This is a genomic window from Burkholderia sp. AU6039 (assembly GCF_002223365.1).
Classification (GTDB): domain Bacteria; phylum Pseudomonadota; class Gammaproteobacteria; order Burkholderiales; family Burkholderiaceae; genus Burkholderia.
Window position 1 is genome coordinate 99010 of sequence record NZ_NKFK01000003.1, and the last position, 16498, is coordinate 115507.

Annotated in this window: 16 protein-coding genes; 12 read left to right on the top strand and 4 right to left on the bottom strand. The window is 68.5% G+C overall.

Features of this window, described 5'->3' with window-relative positions; all coding sequences use genetic code 11:
* Nucleotides 1–56 precede the first annotated feature (56 nt).
* Nucleotides 57–959, bottom strand: coding sequence for a LysR substrate-binding domain-containing protein (locus CFB39_RS03055; RefSeq protein WP_089472135.1), 903 nt, complete (start codon nucleotides 957–959; stop codon nucleotides 57–59).
* Between the two features lie 150 nt (nucleotides 960–1109).
* Here CFB39_RS03055 and CFB39_RS03060 point away from each other — a divergent pair, with 150 nt between their 5' ends.
* Together CFB39_RS03060 and CFB39_RS03065 are read left to right on the top strand one after the other, a co-directional pair.
* Entirely contained in the window at nucleotides 1110–1883 is a 774-nt protein-coding gene (locus CFB39_RS03060; RefSeq protein WP_089473206.1) for an SDR family NAD(P)-dependent oxidoreductase, read from the top strand.
* A 13-nt stretch (nucleotides 1884–1896) separates the two neighbouring features.
* Entirely contained in the window at nucleotides 1897–2955 is a 1059-nt protein-coding gene (locus CFB39_RS03065) for an L-idonate 5-dehydrogenase (protein ID WP_089472136.1), read from the top strand.
* Between the two features lie 110 nt (nucleotides 2956–3065).
* Here the strand turns inward: CFB39_RS03065 and CFB39_RS03070 are convergent, their stop codons facing one another.
* A complete protein-coding gene (locus CFB39_RS03070) occupies nucleotides 3066–4265 on the bottom strand; it encodes an MFS transporter (RefSeq protein WP_089472137.1) in 1200 nt (399 codons plus the stop codon).
* Nucleotides 4266–4576: 311 nt separating this feature from the next.
* On the opposite strand from CFB39_RS03070, the gene cynR reads away from it, so the two are divergent.
* Nucleotides 4577–5467, top strand: a complete 891-nt coding sequence (gene cynR, locus CFB39_RS03075; RefSeq protein WP_089472138.1) for a transcriptional regulator CynR — start codon at nucleotides 4577–4579, stop codon at nucleotides 5465–5467.
* Between the two features lie 45 nt (nucleotides 5468–5512).
* Here the strand turns inward: cynR and CFB39_RS03080 are convergent, their stop codons facing one another.
* Complete coding sequence (locus CFB39_RS03080) at nucleotides 5513–6235, bottom strand: FadR/GntR family transcriptional regulator (protein ID WP_089472139.1); 723 nt, start codon at nucleotides 6233–6235, stop codon at nucleotides 5513–5515.
* 212 nt (nucleotides 6236–6447) lie between these two features.
* Here CFB39_RS03080 and CFB39_RS03085 point away from each other — a divergent pair, with 212 nt between their 5' ends.
* The 3 genes from CFB39_RS03085 (at nucleotide 6448) to CFB39_RS03095 (ending at nucleotide 9415) form a co-directional block, all read left to right on the top strand.
* Nucleotides 6448–7770 carry a C4-dicarboxylate transporter DctA gene (locus CFB39_RS03085; protein ID WP_046546282.1) on the top strand — a complete coding sequence of 441 codons (1323 nt, stop codon included), beginning with the start codon at nucleotides 6448–6450 and terminating at the stop codon, nucleotides 7768–7770.
* Between the two features lie 104 nt (nucleotides 7771–7874).
* Entirely contained in the window at nucleotides 7875–8882 is a 1008-nt protein-coding gene (alc, locus tag CFB39_RS03090; RefSeq protein WP_089472140.1) for an allantoicase, read from the top strand.
* Between the two features lie 14 nt (nucleotides 8883–8896).
* Nucleotides 8897–9415 carry an ureidoglycolate lyase gene (locus CFB39_RS03095; RefSeq protein WP_046544922.1) on the top strand — a complete coding sequence of 173 codons (519 nt, stop codon included), beginning with the start codon at nucleotides 8897–8899 and terminating at the stop codon, nucleotides 9413–9415.
* Between the two features lie 178 nt (nucleotides 9416–9593).
* Here CFB39_RS03095 and fur read toward each other — a convergent pair whose 3' ends face one another.
* Nucleotides 9594–10022: a ferric iron uptake transcriptional regulator gene (gene fur / locus CFB39_RS03100; RefSeq protein WP_011350926.1), complete on the bottom strand. Its 429-nt coding sequence runs from the start codon at nucleotides 10020–10022 to the stop codon at nucleotides 9594–9596.
* Nucleotides 10023–10163: 141 nt separating this feature from the next.
* Between fur and bamE the strand changes: the two genes are divergently transcribed.
* The 6 genes from bamE (at nucleotide 10164) to lptE (ending at nucleotide 16498) form a co-directional block, all read left to right on the top strand.
* Complete coding sequence (bamE, locus tag CFB39_RS03105) at nucleotides 10164–10982, top strand: outer membrane protein assembly factor BamE (RefSeq protein ID WP_089424478.1); 819 nt, start codon at nucleotides 10164–10166, stop codon at nucleotides 10980–10982.
* Nucleotides 10983–11047: 65 nt separating this feature from the next.
* The gene (gene dapB, locus CFB39_RS03110) at nucleotides 11048–11845 is read left to right on the top strand and encodes a 4-hydroxy-tetrahydrodipicolinate reductase (RefSeq protein ID WP_089424479.1); all 798 of its coding nucleotides are present in this window, start codon (nucleotides 11048–11050) and stop codon (nucleotides 11843–11845) included.
* A gap of 18 nt (nucleotides 11846–11863) precedes the next feature.
* Complete coding sequence (locus CFB39_RS03115; protein ID WP_089424480.1) at nucleotides 11864–12532, top strand: MotA/TolQ/ExbB proton channel family protein; 669 nt, start codon at nucleotides 11864–11866, stop codon at nucleotides 12530–12532.
* A gap of 24 nt (nucleotides 12533–12556) precedes the next feature.
* Nucleotides 12557–13018: a biopolymer transporter ExbD gene (locus CFB39_RS03120; protein WP_069247121.1), complete on the top strand. Its 462-nt coding sequence runs from the start codon at nucleotides 12557–12559 to the stop codon at nucleotides 13016–13018.
* A gap of 292 nt (nucleotides 13019–13310) precedes the next feature.
* Nucleotides 13311–15905 (top strand): leucine--tRNA ligase, encoded by a 2595-nt coding sequence (gene leuS, locus CFB39_RS03125; protein WP_089472141.1) that lies wholly within the window; start codon nucleotides 13311–13313, stop codon nucleotides 15903–15905.
* A 38-nt stretch (nucleotides 15906–15943) separates the two neighbouring features.
* On the top strand, nucleotides 15944–16498 hold the full coding sequence (lptE, locus tag CFB39_RS03130; RefSeq protein WP_069247123.1) for an LPS assembly lipoprotein LptE: 555 nt from the start codon (nucleotides 15944–15946) through the stop codon (nucleotides 16496–16498).

A 16498-nucleotide genomic window follows, 5' to 3' on the forward strand; every position in this document is an offset into this window, starting at 1 on the left:
CTGCGAGGCGGCCTGCGTAGCGAACGAGCCCGGCCCGGTTTTCCGGCCGGGCTTTTTCATTGCCCGTCGTTATGGCTCGATGCTGCCGTCACCTGCTCGAGCGCGGCGACGAACGCGCGCTTCAGCGGGCTGTCGAGGTCGGTCCACGCGAGGCCGATGCCGGTGCGGTGCCCGGCCAGGTCGAGCGGCCGCGCGAGTACGTTCGGCGGCAGCGCGCTGGCGGCCTCCGCCGGAATCAGCCCGATGCCCATTCCCGCCGCGACGAGCGCGAGCATCGTCGTGAATTCGCCGAACTCCTGCGCGATCTCGAGCGTCGTGCCCGCGCGGCTCAGCGCGAGCAGCATGTCGTCGTGAAAGCCCGGCGCGTAGCGGCGCGCGAGCACGAACGCGGGCTGGCCGCGCAGCGCGGCCGGCGCGATCGCATCGTGCGCGGCGAGCGGATGGTCGAGCGGCAGCGCGACGACGAAACCTTCCTCGAGCACCACCCGAGTGTCGATGCCCGCATACGCGGCCGGCAGCCGGATCATCCCGAAATCGATCCGCCGGTCGCGCAGCGCGGCGATCTGGTCGGGCGTCGGCAGGTCCTTCAGTTCGAGCGTGATCAGCGGATAGCGCTCGCGCATCGTGCGCAGCACGGCCGGCAGCAGCACGGGCAGCACCGACGACACGAACGCAATCCGCAGCGTGCCGATCTCGCCGCGGCTCGACAGCCGCGCCATCTGTTCCGCGCGCGCGGCCTGCTGCAGCGTGGCGCGCGCCTCGGGCAGGAACACGCGCCCCGTATCGCTCAGTTCGACCTTGTGCCGGTCGCGCTCGAACAGGCGCGCGCCGAGTGCTTCCTCGAGCGCCTTGATCTGCATGCTCAGCGCGGGCTGCACGATGAACAGGCGCTGCGCGGCGCGCCCGAAATGCAGTTCTTCCGCGAGCGTGACGAAGGCGCGCAATTGCTTGAGTTCCATGGGCGGTGGGCAGGCGAGGGCGGTGATCAAGTTTCATGATAACCGGATCAAAAAAGACCATTGGCGCGGCGCCCGGCCGGCAGCCGAAGATATCGTCAACCGAGACCGGCCGCGATGGGCCGCCGGCTCGACTGGCACGAGGAGACACGCATGACCCACGCGCTTGAACGGTTCCGCCTCAACGGCCGCCGCGCACTGATTACCGGTTCCGGACGCGGGATCGGGCTGACGCTCGCCCGCGGGCTGGCCGAAGCGGGGGCGGGGATCGTCATCAACGATCGCAATGAGGAGAAGGCCGCAGCGCTCGTGCGGCATCTGCGCGAGGAAGGCTTCACGGCCGACTACGCGGTATTCGACGTCGCCGAGCACGCGCAGGTGCGCGCGGCGATCGACGATTTCGAGGCGCGCGTCGGCGCGATCGACATCCTCGTGAACAACGCGGGCATCCAGCGCCGCGCACCCCTCGACGCGTTCGAACCCGACGACTGGCATGCGCTGATACGCGTGAACCTCGACGGCGTGTTCAACGTCGCGCAGGCCGTCGCGCGGCACATGATCGCGCGCGGCCGCGGCAAGATCATCAACATCTGCTCGGTGCAGAGCGAGCTCGCACGGCCGACGATCGCGCCGTACGCGGCGACCAAGGGCGCGGTGCGGATGCTGACGAAAGGGATGTGCGCCGACTGGGCGCGCCACGGCATCCAGGCGAACGGCCTCGCGCCCGGCTATTTCGAAACCGAACTCAACCGCGCGCTGGTCGACGACGCGGCGTTCTCGGACTGGCTGTGCAAGCGCACGCCGGCCGGCCGCTGGGGGCGCGTCGACGAGCTGTGCGGCGCGGCGATCTTCCTCGCGTCGGCCGCATCCGATTTCGTGAACGGCCAGACGCTGTTCGTCGACGGCGGCTTGACCAGTGCCGTCTGACAAGGAGGCTGTCATGCGTATGCGTTGCATGTGTGTCGTGATCCACGGGCCGAACGACCTGCGGGTCGAAGAGCAGGACGCGGGCGAGATCGGCCCGGGCCAGGTGCGCGTCGATGTCGCGATGGGCGGCATCTGCGGCTCCGATCTCCATTACTTCCGGCACGGCGGCTTCGGCGCGATTCGGCTGCAGCAGCCGATGGTGCTTGGTCACGAGGTGGCCGGCACGGTCGCGGAAGTCGCGCCGGACGTGACGTCGGTGAAGGTCGGCGATCGCGTCGCGGTCAATCCGAGCCGGCCGTGCGGCGCGTGCCGCTATTGCCTCGAAGGGCTGCCGAACCAGTGTCTCGACATGCGCTTCTACGGCAGCGCGATGCGGATGCCGCACGTGCAGGGCGCGTTCCGCAATGCGCTCGTGTGCGACGCGGTGCAGTGCGTGAAGGTTGCCGATCACGTGCCGCTGTCGCTCGCGGCGCTCGCCGAACCGTTCGCGGTCGGGCTGCATGCGGTGTCGCGCGCGGGCCCGCTGATCGGCAAGCGCGTGCTGGTGTCGGGCTGCGGGCCGATCGGCGTGCTGGCGGTGGCGGCGGCGCGCGTGCACGGCGCGGCGGAGATCGTCGCGACCGACGTCGTCGAGGCGCCGCTCGAAGTGGCGAGCGCGCTTGGTGCCGACCGCACGATCAATGCGGTGGTCGATGCCGGCTGGGTCGAGCGCTACGGCGCCGACAAGGGCACGTTCGACGTGATGATTGAGTGTTCGGGCAATGCACGCGCGCTGCGCGACGGGCTGGACGTGATGCGTCCACGTGGGGTCGTCGTGCAGCTCGGGCTCGGCGGCGATGTCAGCCTGCCGCAGAACGTCGTGGTCGCGAAGGAGTTGTCGATCTGCGGGTCGTTCCGTTTTCATGCGGAATTCGCGCTCGCGGTGCAGTTGATCAACGCGGGGCGCGTCGACCTGCGTCCGGCCGTCACGCGCGTGTTCCCGATGCGCGATGCGAACCTCGCGTTCGAACTGGCCGGCGACCGGCAGCGCGCGATGAAGGTGCTGATCGACTTCACGGACGAGGCGGCGTGACGATCACGCGCTAGTGCGCGACGGACGCTATCGACGTCGTCAAAAGAAGGCACGCCCGCGATTTGCGCGGCGTGCCTTTTTTCGTCGTGCTGCGAAAACGCGCTACTGCATTACTGCGTGACCTGCCGCACGCCGACGCGCTGCGATGCGAGCCACAGCGCGATCAGCACGCCGGCAAGCGCCGCGCCCGCGATGCACACGCCGCGCCAGCCGTCGATGCCGTACGCGACGCTCGCCGCGAACGACCCGAATGCGCCGCCGATGAAGTAGCTCGTCAGGTAGATCGTCGTCACGCGGCTGCGCGCGTTGCCGGCCAGCGCATAGATCACGCTCTGGTTCGAGATGTGCATGCCCTGCACGCCGACGTCGAGCAGCAGGATGCCTGCGATCAGCGCCGCGAGCGAGTGCGCGCCGGCAGCGATCAGCGCGAACGACGCGAGCACGGCCGCCGCGAACAGCCCCGTTGCCGCGTTGCCGTGGCCGCGATCGACGAGCCGGCCGGCTGACGTCGCCGCGAGCGCGCCCACCGCGCCGACGATGCCGAACAGGCCGATCTGCCCTTCGGAATAGCTGTACGGCGGCTGGCTGAGCAGGAACGTGAGGCCTGTCCACAGCAGGCTGAAGCACGCGAACACGAGCGCGCCGTAGGTCGAGCGCAGCGCGATCAGCGGTTGTGCGCGCACCAGCGCGACGAGCGACTTCATCAGCGCCGCATAGTCGACGCGCGCATCGCGGCGATCCTTCGGCAGCTTCACGGCGAGCACGACGGTCAGCGCGGCCACCATCACCGCCGCGATGCCGTACACCGCACGCCAGCCGAACCCGTCGGCGATCGCACCGGCCGCGACGCGCGCGAGCAGGATGCCGAGCAGCAGCCCGCTCATCACGGTGCCGACCGCGCGGCCGCGCGAGCGCGCATCGGCAAGCGATGCGGCGAACGGCACGAGCAACTGCGTCGAACAGGTGACGAAGCCGACCGCGACGTTCGCGACGACGAACATCGTGAAGTTCGTGCTGAACGTGACCGCGACCAGCGCGACGACGTTGAGCATCAGCAGCCGCACGATCAGCGTATGACGGTTGACCGCGTCGCCGAGCGGAACGATCAGCAGCAGGCTCGCCGCGTAACCGAGCTGCGTCAGCGTGACGAGATAGCCGAGCTCGGTCGGCGCGCGCCCGAAGCTGCGCGCGATCGCGGCGAGCAGCGGCTGCGCGTAATAGATGTTGCCGATGACGATGCCGCACGCGCAGGCGAACAGCAGCGTCATGGCGCGGGTCAGGGGAGGATGGGTGTCGTGATGCGGTTCCATGGTCGCGAAAAACAGCGGCGCCGGCCGGCGGCACGGAGCCGTCGGATGCGCGGGGTGACGGAAATCGGGGCCGGCGTCGACGGCTCGGCGGTGAGCCGATGCGCGCCGGGCGGATCGCGGCCGGGCCCGGATCGGGCGGGCGGCGGATCGTCGTGCGGCGGCGGAGGCAGGGCGGGCCCGGGCGAGCCGTTCCGGTGCGCTGGCAGCGGTCATGCACGGGAACGGATGTGCGTATGATGCGGGAATCGAGCCATAGCGTCCAAGACTGGATCGTTATGCACTTCATTGGTAAAACCAATACATCGGCCGCCATGCTTCTCCGCCACATCCGCTATTTCCTGGCCGTCGCCGAGCAGCGCAGTTTCACGCGCGCGGCCGACGCGCTGCACGTGTCGCAGCCGACGCTGTCGCAGCAGGTGCGCCAGCTCGAGGACACGCTCGGCGTGCCGTTGTTCGACCGCTCCGGCCGCACGGTGCAGCTCACCGAGTTCGGCGAAATCTATGCGCGCCATGCGCGCGCCGCGCTGCACGAGCTCGAGGCGGGTCAGCGCGCGCTGCACGACGTCGCCGATCTCGGCAGCGGGTCGCTGCGGCTCGCGATGATGCCGACCTTCGCGGCCTACCTGAGCGGCTCGCTGATCGACGCGTTCCATGCCGACTATCCGAACGTCGCGCTGACGATCGATGCGATGCCGCAGGCGCGCATCGAGGCGCTGCTCGCCGACGACCGGCTCGACGCGGGCTTCGCGTTCATGCCGCCGCGTGCGCCGGACATCGACGCGCTGCCGCTGTGGGACGAGCCGCTCGCGCTCGTGACGGGCCGCACGCATCGTCTTGCACGGCGCCGTCGCGCGCTGACGCCGGCCGAGCTCGGCGGCGAGCCGCTGGTGCTGCTGAGCCGCGCGTTCGCGACGCGCGAGCGCATCGACCGGTATTTCATCGAACACGGCGCGCAGCCGAAGATCGCGATCGAGACGAATACGGTCAGCGCGGTGCTGGAGCTCGTGCGGTGCGGCCGGCTCGCGACGGTGCTGCCCGACGCGGTCGCGCGCGAGAGCGCCGACCTGTGCGCGCTGGAGATCGATCCGCCGCTGCCCGCGCGCACGGCCGCGCTGCTCACGCGCAAGGGCGCGTACCGCAGCGTCGCGGCGCGTGCGTTCATCGAGCGTGCGCTCGCGTATCGGGATCCGTCGGGAGGTTGACCGGCAAGACCGGGCGGCGCGCGCGACGGGCGGCCGCCCGGGCCGTCACGTGCGGGGTGTCGGGAAGAAGATGCCCGCGCGCTGCGCGGCGTTCGCGATGTGCGTTTCGATCGCGATGCCGGCGGCGCCCGCATCGCGCGCGATCAGCGCGTCGACAATCGCGCGGTGCTCCTGCCACGTCGACAGCAGCAGCTCGCGCCGGTAGAACGGCATGCGCTGGCTTTCCTTCATGATGTCCGCGCTGCTGCGCAGCACCGATTCGATCGCCGCGTTGCCGGCGAGATGGATGATCCGCATGTGGAAATCGAAGTCGAGTTGCGACGCGTCGTCGAGCGCGTTTTCGGTGAGCGCGACGTGCAGGTCGGCGAGGTTGTCCTCGAACCACGCGATGTCGTCGTCACTGACGACGTGCGCGGCCATCCGCGCGGCGAACCCTTCGAGCGCATAGCGCATCTGGTACGTGTCGGGCGGCGACGACTGCTCGGCGAAGCGCCATGCATGCGCGGCCGTGGCCTGCGCGCTTTCGACGTACACGCCCTTGCCGGCGCGGATGCGCAGCATCCCGAGCGCCTCGAGCGTCGACAGCGCCTCGCGTAGCGACGCGCGGCTGATCTCCAGCTCCTCGGAGAGCTGGCGCTGGGCCGGCAGCAGGCTGCCGACCGGATAAACGCCTGCCTCGATCCGGTCACGGATCGTCGCGATGGCGGCGTCGGTCACGGTATGCGGAACGTTTTTCATGATGTGAACTTGGGCCGGTCTGACCGGCATTGTAATCCGCACGCAGGCGGTGCATGGCCGGCCTACGGGAAAGCCACGATCCGCCCCTCACGGTGCATCGAAACCAGGGCAGGCAGGGGCGGGAAATCCCTATTTTGTCCGTCCTTGACGCGACTATATCGGCTTCCTACTATCCACCATAACATCACTGGTCTTACCAGTATGAACAGACGAAACTGCAACCGTTGGATCGGGAGAGCGCCGTGTCGAAATTCCTCAATTCGCTGTTTGGCCGAGTAGTCGTCGCATTGATTCTAGGGATCGCGCTCGGCGCGTTCTTCCCGCATTTCGCCGAGTCGCTGCGACCGCTCGGCGACGGCTTCCTGAAGCTCATCAAGATGGTGATCGGGCCGATCGTGTTCTGCGTCGTGGTCAGCGGGATGGCCAACGCGGGCGACCTGAAGAAGGTCGGCCGGGTCGGCCTGAAGGCCGTCATCTACTTCGAGATCATGACGACGCTCGCGCTCGGCATCGGGCTCGTGCTCGCGTGGCTCACGCGTCCGGGCGTCGGGATGAACATCGACCTGCGCTCGCTCGACGCGTCGTCGCTCGCGTCGTACGCGAAGAACGCCGAAAGCCTGAAGGACACGGCCGGCTACCTGATGAAGATCATCCCCGAGACCGCGATCGACGCGTTCGCGAAGGGCGACATCCTGCAGATCCTCGTGTTCGCGGTGCTGTTCGGCTCCGCGCTGTCGCTGCTCGGCGACAAGGCGCAGCGCGTCAACTCGCTGATCGAGGAACTGTCGCACGTGTTCTTCCGGATCATCGGCTTCATCATCAAGCTCGCGCCGCTCGGCGTGCTCGGTGCGATCGCGTTCACGACCGGCAAGTACGGCGTCGCGTCGCTCAAGCAGCTCGGCTACCTGGTCGCGGTGTTCTACTTGAGCTGCTTCGTGTTCGTCACGGTCGTGCTCGGCGCGGTGATGCGGCTCGCGGGCTTCTCGGTGTTCAAGCTGATCCGCTACCTGCGCGAGGAACTGTCGATCGTGCTCGGCACGGCGTCGTCGGACGCGGTGCTGCCGCAGGTGATGCGCAAGCTCGAATACATGGGCGTGAAGGATTCGACGGTCGGCCTCGTGATCCCGACCGGCTATTCGTTCAACCTCGACGGCTTCTCGATCTACCTGACGCTCGCGGTGCTGTTCATCGCACAGGCCACCAACACGCCGCTGTCGACGCATGACCTGATCGTCGTGCTGCTCGTGTCGCTCGTCACGTCGAAGGGCGCGCACGGGATCCCGGGCTCGGCGATCGTGATCCTCGCGGCGACGCTGTCGGCGATCCCCGCGATTCCGGTACTCGGCCTCGTGCTGATCCTGCCGGTCGACTGGTTCGTCGGCATCGCCCGCGCGCTGACCAACCTGATCGGCAACTGCGTCGCGACGGTGGTCGTCGCGGTGTGGGAGAACGACATCGATCGTGCCCGCGCGACCCGCGTGCTGAATCGCGAGCTGCGCTACGTGCCGGCCGAAGAGGAAGGCCGCGCGGCGCCGGTCGCCGGTGACCAGGCTCACGCGCTCTGAGCGCACCCCCGCGCGGGGCGGCTTCCCCTGGTCGTCCCGCGCACCCGAATTCATGCGGCCGGCGCCTCGATGCGCCGGCACGCGATCCAACATCAGGAGACGACATGGCAGCCCCCATCCTCGATCCGAATGCGCCGGCCTTCACGCGGCGTTACATGAATCTCGCCGACCCGCGTCTCGGGGCGCAGGCGCTCTTTGCCAGCGACGAATTCTTCGCGCCGAAGGAGCGCATGCTGAATCCCGAGCCGGCCGTGTTCATCCCCGGCAAGTACGACGACCACGGCAAGTGGATGGACGGCTGGGAAACGCGCCGCAAGCGCACGACCGGCCACGACTTCTGCGTGGTGCGGCTCGCGCGGCCGGGCGTGATCCACGGCGTCGACCTCGATACGAGCCACTTCACCGGTAACTTTCCGCCGGCCGCGTCGATCGACGCGTGCGTCGCCGAAGGCGCCACGCCGCCTGATGACGCCGAATGGCGCCCGATCGTCCCGGCGACGACGCTGCAGGGCAATTCGCATCACTACGTGAGTGTCGACGATGCGCGGCCCTATACGCACCTGCGCGTGAACCTGTACCCGGACGGCGGCCTCGCACGGCTGCGCGTGTACGGCCAGCCGCAGCGTGACTGGCGCCAGGTGCCGGCCGGCGAGCTCGTCGATCTCGCGGCGATCGAGAACGGCGGCTACCTGGTGGCGGCGAACAACCAGCACTTCGGCCCGGCGTCGCAGATGCTGATGCCGGGGCGCGGCGTGAACATGGGCGACGGCTGGGAAACGCGGCGGCGCCGCGAGCCCGGCAACGACTGGGCGATCGTCGCGCTCGCGCGGCCGGGCATCATCCGGCGCGTCGAGGTCGATACCGCGTTCTTCAAGGGCAATTTCCCCGACCGTTGCTCGCTGCAGGCCGCTCGGGTCGCGGGCGGCACCGACGATTCGCTCGTCACGCAGGCGATGTTCTGGGCCGAACTGCTCGGCGAGCAGAAGCTGCAGATGGACCACGTTCACACGTTCGACCAGCTTGCCGCGCTCGGCCCCGTCACGCACGTGCGTTTCAACATCTTCCCGGACGGCGGCGTGTCGCGCCTGCGTCTGTGGGGCGAGCCGGCTTGAAGGAGGGCAACGGCATGAGCGAATCCCGGATCCTGCGCGTCGAGCGCCTGACGCGCGAAGCGTTCGCGCCGTTCGGCGACGTGATCGCGCTCGAAGGCGCGCGGCATTTTCCGATCAACGGCGGCACGACCGAGCGCTTCCACGATCTCGCGACGATCGACGTATGCGCGGACGGCGGCCGCCCGCTCGTGAGCGTGTTCCGCGCGCAGCCGCGCGCGCTGCCGGTCGCGGTCACGCTGATGGAGCGCCATCCTCACGGCAGCCAGGCATTCATCCCGCTCGCGGCCGTGTCGCGCTACGCGATCGTCGTCGCGCCGGCCGGCGAGTTCCGGCCCGACGCGATGCGCGCGTTCCTCGCGGAAGGCTGGCAGGGCGTGAATTATGCGAAGGGCGTCTGGCACCATCCGCTGCTCGCGCTCGACGCGGTCAGCGATTTCGTGATCGTCGATCGCGGCGGGCCGCAGCCGAACTGCGACGAAATCCCGCTCGAGCGTGCGTGGGCGCTCGAGTTCGAGCCGGCCTGCACGGCCTGACGCAAGGGCAACGCCCGGCTTTGGCTGCCTGACGGCCGCCCGGGCGGGCGTGTCGAAGGGTTGCCGAATGCCTGAGGCACACGACTCACGCGGCGGTGCGTTGCCGTTATCCCGAAAAGAACACGGCCCGGGCGGCAAGATGCCGGCCGGGCCGTGCTGCGTGCGCGAGGCGCGCGAATCAGTGCTTGCGGTGCGGGCAGTTCTCGGTCGTGCACGAACCGTACATCGCGAGCGAGTGCTCCTGGAGCCGGAAGCCGCGCTCCTTCGCGATCGCCTGCTGGCGGCCTTCGATCTCGGCGTCGAAGAATTCCTCGACACGGCCGCAATCGAGGCACACGAGGTGATCGTGGTGCGAGCCTTCGTTCAGTTCGAACACGGCCTTGCCGGATTCGAAGTTGCTGCGCGTGAGCAGGCCGGCCTGCTCGAACTGCGTCAGCACGCGGTAGACGGTGGCCAGCCCGATGTCGAGCTGCTCGTTGAGCAGGTTCCGGTAGACGTCTTCTGCCGTCAGGTGGCGCACCGGGCTTTGCTGGAAGATCTCGAGAATCTTGAGGCGCGGTAGGGTGGCCTTTAGCCCGATATTCTTGAGATCCGTCGGATTGGTCATGGCTAGGCATCCCTAGAGTACAATGCAGGGCTTCAATGTTACCGGCTTTTCGCCGTTCCAGAAACACGCGCGGCCTGCACACGGGCCTGCACGGTGAGGGAAATGATTCCAGAATCTCTTTCGCACTTTCAGAGGAGCCGCATGCGGAGTGTCATCATCGCTGCCGCCGCCGTTGCCGCGCTGGCTGGTTGTTCGTCGTACGACAGCGTGACGCAGCGCATCGCGCAGAGCATCACCCCCTACCGGATCACCGTCGTGCAAGGCAACTTCGTGTCGCAGGAGAAGGCCGCGCAGCTGCAGGTCGGCATGTCGCGCGAGCAGGTGCGCGCGTTGCTCGGCACCCCGTTGCTGGCCGACATGTTCCACGCCGACCGTTGGGACTACCTCTTTTACTTCAAGCGCGGCTCGACGGCAGTCGTCCAGCAGCGCGATCTCGTCGTGACGTTCTCGGGCGATCGCCTGGCGAGCTGGACGGGGGCGGACAACCTGCCTTCGGAACTCGACCTGCTGGCCGATATCGACGGCGACCGCGGCGGCAAGAAGGCGAAGGCGGCCGCAGCGGCGAAGAAGGCCGCCGAGGCTGCCGCCGCCGCGAGCGCCGCGCAAGCGGCCGCGAGCGCGCCGGCGCCGGACGCTGTCGCCAGCCCGTCCACCGTGCCGGCGTCCGCTGCGGTGGTCGACCAGGATGCGAACGCGCAGGCCGCCCGCGCGGCGAACCGCGCGACCAACCAGGTGTCGGGGCAGGGTTCGGGTTCGCGCCGGTTCACGCCGGCCGCGAAAGCCTCGGCCGGCGCGCCGGTGCCGGGCGGCCAGCCGCCGGGCGCCGCGCCGGCGATCCAGCCGCAGTTCCAGTTCCATCGGCCGCCGCAGCCGAACGCGTCGAACGAGGCTGCACCGCCGGTCGGCCCGCAAGGCTCGGACAACCTGCAGAACCAGCCGCTCACCGCGCCGGCGCAGTAAGCAGCCGGCGTGCGGAAACAGGGCGGCATGCGCCGCCCGCTTTTATACCTGTCGTGTAGAAAGCCATGAAGATTGCGATTGCCGGGGCATCGGGCCGAATGGGCCGGATGCTGATCGAAGCCGTTCTCAACGATGCCGACGCGCAGCTCGTCGGTGCGCTCGACCGCGCCGATTCGCCGTTCCTCGGCCAGGACGCCGGCGCGTTCCTCGGCAAGGAAACCGGGGTCAAGCTCACCGCCGACCTCGACGCCGTGTTCGCGCAGGCCGACACCCTGATCGATTTCACGCGTCCGGAAGGCACGATGGCCCATATCGAGGCCGCGCTGCGCCACGACGTGAAGCTCGTGATCGGCACGACCGGCTTCACCGCCGAGCAGAAGGCCGAGTTGCAAGCGGCGGCGGGCAAGATCGGCATCGTGTTCGCGGCGAACATGAGCGTCGGCGTGAACGTCACGCTGAAGCTGCTCGAATTCGCGGCGAAGCATTTCTCGCATGGCTACGACATCGAGATCATCGAGGCGCATCACCGCCACAAGGTCGACGCGCCGTCGGGCACCGCGCTGATGATGGGCGAAGCCGTCGCCGGCGCGCTCGGGCGCTCGCTCGACGATTGTGCGGTGTACGGCCGCCACGGCGTGACGGGCGAGCGCGATCCGTCGTCGATCGGCTTTGCCGCGGTGCGCGGCGGCGACATCGTCGGCGATCACACCGTGCTGTTCGCCGGGATCGGCGAGCGCATCGAGATCACGCACAAGTCGTCGAGCCGCGTGTCGTACGCGCAGGGCGCGCTGCGCGCGGTCCACTTCCTGTCGGCGCGCGGCGCCGGCCTGTTCGACATGCAGGACGTGCTCGGCCTGCGCTGACACCACGGGGAAACTCCGATGGCGATACCCACCGGCGTTGTCCACTACCTCGAAAGCGGCGATGCGATCACGCATGCCGTCGCCTATGTGCTGCTGGCGATGTCCGTCGCCAGCTGGTGCTTCCTCCTCATGAAAGCCTGGCTCCTGGTCCGCGCGAAGCGGCAGGGGCCGCGCGCGCTCGCCGCGTTCTGGCGCGCGCCGTCGCTCGACGCGGGCATCGCCGCGCTCGCCGGCGCCGATCGCGAGCGCGTGTTCGTGCCGCTCGCCGAAGCCGCGCGCGATGCGGCCGACGACCACGACCCGGCTGCCCTGGCCGCGCGCGTCGAGCGCGGCGAACGCGTGCTGCGCGCGTTGCGGCACGCGATGCTGCGCTCGCAGCGGCGCCTCGAATTCGGCCAGGTGCTGCTCGCGTCGATCGGCAGCACCGCACCGTTCGTCGGGCTGCTCGGCACCGTGTGGGGCATCTACCACGCGCTCGGCAGCATCGCCGCGAGCGGGCAGGCGCAGATCGAGAACGTCGCGGGGCCGGTCGGCGAGGCGCTGATCATGACCGCGTTCGGGCTTGTCGTCGCGATTCCCGCGGTGCTGGCCTACAACATCCTCGGGCGGCTCGTGCGCCAGCTCGCCGAGGAACTCGACGGCTTCGCGCGCGACCTGCACGTGTTCGTTTGCGCGCAGGAAGCCTGACGCGTCCATTCCGGAGGAGCGACCATGGCATTCGGCGGACTCGAGCACCACAAGACGTCCGCGCCGATGGCGGAGATCAACATGACCCCGCTGATCGACGTGATGCTGGTGCTGCTCGTCATCTTCATCATCACCGCGCCGCTGATGACGCACGCGATCCGGCTCGACTTGCCGAAAGTCGCGGCCAGCGTCGCGCGCGACACGCCGCAATCCGTCACCTTGTCGATCGACGACGCGGGCAAGCTGTACTGGGACGATTCACCGGTCGCGCTCGATGCGCTGCCCGCGCGCTTCCGGGCCGCCGCCGCGGGCGGCGCACCGCCCGAGCTGCGGCTGCGCGCGTCGCGTGCGACCCGCTACGACGTGATCGCGCAGGTGATGGGCGCCGCGCAGGCCGCCGGCCTCACGCGGATCGGTTTCGTGACCGACGTGCCGCCGCAGGCGGGCGGTTCCGCGGCGGCGCCCGCCGTGCCGGCCAACCGCTGAGCGGAGCCGGCGGGCCTGTCCCGGCCACGGGATCGGGCCGCGCGCCGCAAGACCGGTCGAATGGGCCGGCGCGGACGGTATAATCAACGTTTTTCCCGGTTGGCAGGCTTTTTTCAGGTAACCCGGAATTTTCCAGGCTACCCGGGCATGCTGCGGGTTACCCGGAAAATGCCCGGCAACCGCGAACAGGTCCGGCAACAGCGAACCTGCAGGTCCGCCGGGCAAGCACGATTTTCGATCCACTCCTGCGCGCGCGCCGTCGCGTCGCTTAAAGCCTAGTCCGAACCACACCATGCACGAGAGATACGTACCCGCCGACGTCGAAGCCGCCGCCCAGGGCGACTGGCGCGCAGCCGATGCCTACAAGACGAAGGAAGATTCGCAGAAGCCGAAGTTCTACTGCGTGTCGATGCTGCCGTACCCGTCCGGCAAGCTGCACATGGGTCACGTGCGCAACTACACGATCAACGACGTGATGTACCGCTATCTGCGGATGAACGGCTACAACACGCTGATGCCGATGGGCTGGGACGCGTTCGGGATGCCGGCCGAGAACGCCGCGATGGCGAACGGCGTGCCGCCCGCGAAGTGGACCTACGACAACATCGACTACATGAAGGGCCAGATGCAGTCGATGGGCCTCGCGATCGACTGGTCGCGCGAAATCGCGACGTGCAAGCCCGACTACTACAAGTGGAACCAGTGGCTGTTCCTGAAGATGCTCGAGAAGGGCATCGCGTACAAGAAGACGGGCACCGTGAACTGGGACCCGGTCGACCAGACCGTGCTCGCGAACGAGCAGGTGATCGACGGTCGCGGCTGGCGGTCGGGCGCGCTCGTCGAGAAGCGCGAGATCCCGATGTACTACCTGCGCATCACGCAGTACGCGGATGAGCTGCTGAACGACCTCGACGGCCTCGGCTGGCCCGAGCGCGTGAAGATCATGCAGCAGAACTGGATCGGCAAGAGCTTCGGCGTGAACTTCGGCTTCCCGTACGAACTCGACGGCGAGAAGAAGCTGCTGCGCGTGTTCACGACGCGTGCCGACACGATCATGGGCGTCACGTTCTGCGCGATCGCGGCCGAGCATCCGCTCGCCACGCGCCTCGCGCAGGACAAGCCCGAGCTGCTCGCGTTCATCGACGAATGCAAGCGCGGCGGCGTCGCCGAGGCCGACGTCGCGACGATGGAAAAGAAGGGCGTCGCGACGGGCTTCTCGGTCACGCACCCGCTGACCGGCGAGCCGGTCGAGGTGTGGATCGGCAACTACGTGCTGATGAGCTATGGCGAAGGCGCGGTGATGGGCGTGCCGGGCCACGACGAGCGCGATTTCGCGTTCGCGAAGAAATACGGCCTGCCGATCAAGCAGGTGATCTCGGCCGAAGGCCAGCAGTACTCGCTCGACGCCTGGCAGGAGTGGTACGGCGACAAGGAAATCGCGGTCTGCGTGAACAGCGGCAAGTATGACGGCCTGCATTACGCGGAAGCCGTGGACGCGGTCGCGGCCGACCTGAACGCCGGCGGCTTCGGCGACAAGCAGGTCACGTGGCGCCTGCGCGACTGGGGCGTGTCGCGCCAGCGCTACTGGGGCACGCCGATCCCGATCATCCACTGCCCGTCGTGCGGCGACGTGCCGGTGCCCGAGCAGGATCTGCCCGTCGTGCTGCCGGAAGACCTCGTGCCGGACGGCTCGGGCAACCCGCTCGCGAAGTCGGAAGCGTTCCTGAACTGCACGTGCCCGAAGTGCGGCGCGGCGGCCAAGCGCGAAACCGACACGATGGACACCTTCGTCGATTCGTCGTGGTACTTCTCGCGCTACACGGCGCCGGACGCCGACACGATGGTCGACGCGCGCACCGACTACTGGATGCCGATGGACCAGTACATCGGCGGCATCGAGCACGCGATCCTGCACCTGCTGTATTCGCGCTTCTGGACCAAGGTGATGCGCGACCTCGGCCTCGTGAAGTTCGGCGAGCCGGCGAAGAACCTGCTCACGCAGGGCATGGTGCTGAACGAGACGTACTACCGCGAGGACGCATCGGGCAAGAAGACCTGGTACAACCCGCTCGACGTGACGGTCACGCACGACGACAAGGGCCGCCCGGTCGGCGCGACGCTGAACGCGGACGGCCAGCCGGTCGTGCTCGGCGGCATCGAGAAGATGTCGAAGTCGAAGAACAACGGTGTCGATCCGCAGCTGTTGATCGACCAGTACGGCGCGGATACCGCGCGCCTGTTCACGATGTTCGCCGCGCCGCCCGAGCAGCAGCTCGAGTGGTCGGGTGCGGGCGTCGAAGGCGCGAGCCGCTTCCTGCGCCGCGTGTGGAGCTTCGGCGCGACGAACCGCGAAGCGCTCGCTGCGCGCGCGGGCTTCGATGCGGCCGCGCTCGGCGACGCCGACAAGGCGCTGCGCCGCGAGATCTACAGCGTGCTGAAGCAGGCCGATTTCGACTACCAGCGCCTGCAGTACAACACGGTCGTGTCGGCCGCGATGAAGATGCTGAACGCGATCGACGGCGCGAAGGGCGCGACGCCCGGCGTGCTGCGTGAAACGTACGGCGTGCTGCTGCGCGTGCTGTACCCGGTCGTGCCGCACGTCACGTTCGAGCTGTGGAAGGCGCTCGGCTACGCGGACGAATTCGGCCCGCTGCTCGACGCACCGTGGCCGAAGGTCGACGAGGCCGCGCTCGAGCAGGCCGAGATCGAACTCGTGCTGCAGGTGAACGGCAAGGTGCGCGGCGCGCTGAAGGTGGCGAAGGACGCGAGCCGCGAGGCGATCGAAGCCGCGGCAGTGGCCGACGACGCGTTCGCGAAGTTCAGCGACGGCAAGCCGGCGAAGAAGATCGTCGTCGTGCCGGGCCGCCTCGTGAACATCGTCGTCTGACGGCCGCTGGCCATCGGACGTACCCAGAAGGAGCGAAGGTGATCCGCAGATCGTTTTTGATGCTCGCTGTCGGCAGCGCGGTTGCGCTGTCGGCATGCGGCTTCCAGTTGCGCGGCCAGCAGGACTACGCGTTCAAGCACCTGCTGATCGCCGGCGCGCCGGCGCCGGTCGAGGCGCGCCTCGTGCGCCTCGTCGAGGCCGGCAGCGACACGAAGATCGTCAAGTCGGCGGATGATGCCGACGCCGTGCTGACCATGTGGGAATCGCGTGGCCAGAACACGCTGACGCTCAACAAGTACGGTTCGGCGCAGGAATACGCGCTCTTCTATACGTTGCGTTATCAGTTGACGAGCAAGGACGGCACCGTGCTGATCCCGCCGAGCGCGATCGCGCTGAACCGCGCGATGACGTACAGCGATCAGTACACGAACGCGAAGGCGCAGGAAGCGGACCTCCTGTACGCCGACATGCAGAGCGATGCGGTCGACCAGCTGATGCGGCGTCTCGCGATCGTCCATTCGCTGACGCCGGCGCCGGAAGACGTGGTGCCGGGCGTCGCACCGCGCGCGCCGCTGCCGCCGCCGCCGCTCTGA